Origin of the sequence: Streptomyces sp. NPDC002054 (genome assembly GCF_040296685.1) — a bacterium.
Lineage (GTDB): Bacteria > Actinomycetota > Actinomycetes > Streptomycetales > Streptomycetaceae > Streptomyces.
Map to the genome: position 1 here is coordinate 1 of NZ_JBEOXT010000082.1, position 1,612 is coordinate 1,612.

Genomic DNA, 1,612 nt, shown 5'->3' on the forward strand with positions numbered 1-1,612 from the left:
CCTTAGCTTGATCTTTAACGTCCGGCGTCGAACGGTGCGTCGTACTTGATCACTCGGTTCGGTAACCGCCGTACACGGAAGCGGCCTTCGACTGGATCATGTGCTCCGACCAAGGAACACACATGTCCAGCGCGAAGGCCGTGAGGATGAGTCTGCTGCATCGTGATGCCCGGCGGGAGCCGCTGGCGGAACTGTCACGCTTCCGAGGCGAGTTCTACTCCTGTCTCACCGCTCGTTCGGATGCACTGTTCGAGCTGGCTGACGCGGTTCTGTGCGGTGACGGGCCGGTGAGATCGCTGGCCGAGCTGTCGCTGGTTGGCGAACACCGTCGTGGTCACGGAGGGCTCTACGCCGCTGTCGCACAGGGCCGGGTCGACGCGGACCGGATGCGGCGGGCCCTGGCCTCGGTGTCGCTGCCGCGGGCTGTCGACGGCCGGCTGGTCCTGGCCGTCGATGTCACGTGCTGGCTGCGGCCCGACGCCCACACCTCACCCCAGCGGATCCTGTGCCACACCTACGGACGAGGGAAGGACCAGCACATCCCCGTTCCGGGCTGGCCATACTCGATCATCTGCGCGCTGGAGCCGGGCCGCAGCTCGTGGACCGCCCCGCTGGACGCGCTGCGGCTGGCACCTGGGGACGACACAGCCACCGTCACCTCCCGGCAGCTGCGCGAACTCATCGAGCGGCTGATCGCCACCGGGCAGTGGCAGACCGGCGACCCGGAAGTCCTCGTCATCGCGGACGCCGGATACGACGCACCCCGCCTGGCCCACCTCCTGCGGGACCTGCCGGTCCAGGTCCTGGCCCGGATGCGTTCGGACCGCGTCCTGCGCCGGCCCGCACCGCAGCGGCAGCCCCACACCATGGGCCGTCCGCTGCGGCACGGCGGCGAGTTCGTGTTCGGGCAGCCTGACACCTGGGGCACCCCAGACACCGAGACCGCCACTGACACACGCCTCTATGGCACCGCCCGAGCCCGCTCGTGGGACCGACTCCACCCCAAACTCACCCACCGCTCTTCCTGGGCCGCAGCCGACGGCACCCTCCCGATCGTCGAGGGGACGGTGATCCGCCTGGACATCGACCACCTGCCCAGCGGAGCCACCCCCAAGCCGGTCTGGCTGTGGTGGTCCGGCTCTGGCGCCGACCCCGTCGGCGTCGACCGGCTCTGGCAGGCCTACCTGCGGCGTTTCGACATCGAGCACACCTTCCGCCTGTTCAAACAGACCCTCGGCTGGACCTGCCCGAAGATCCGCACACCCGAGGCGGCGGACCGCTGGACCTGGCTGATCCTCGCGGTCTACACCCAACTGCGACTGGCCCGGCCACTGGCAGCCGACCGACACCGTCCATGGGAGAAACCCACGCCCTCCGACCGCCTCACCCCAGCCCGAGTCCGTCGCGACTTCCGGCACATCCGCCCCAACACCGCCTGCCCAGCCCGAGCACCGAAACCCACCCTCCCTGGACCTGGACGTCCGCCAGGGCGCAAGAACAGGCGACCCACCCCACGTCATGACGTCCACACACCCCGCAAGACGGGCACTGCAACGTCCCAGAAGGCTAAGTCGACGACCCCACGGCCCCGCCGCACAGGTTAAAGATCAAG

The 1,612-nt window shown here is 69.2% G+C and carries 1 protein-coding gene; it reads left to right on the forward strand.

Features of this window, described 5'->3' with window-relative positions:
• The first annotated feature begins 146 nt into the window (after positions 1-146).
• On the forward strand, positions 147-1,604 hold the full coding sequence (locus tag ABT123_RS36650; RefSeq protein WP_351322779.1) for an NF041680 family putative transposase: 1,458 nt from the start codon (positions 147-149) through the stop codon (positions 1,602-1,604).
• Positions 1,605-1,612: the final 8 nt, after the last annotated feature.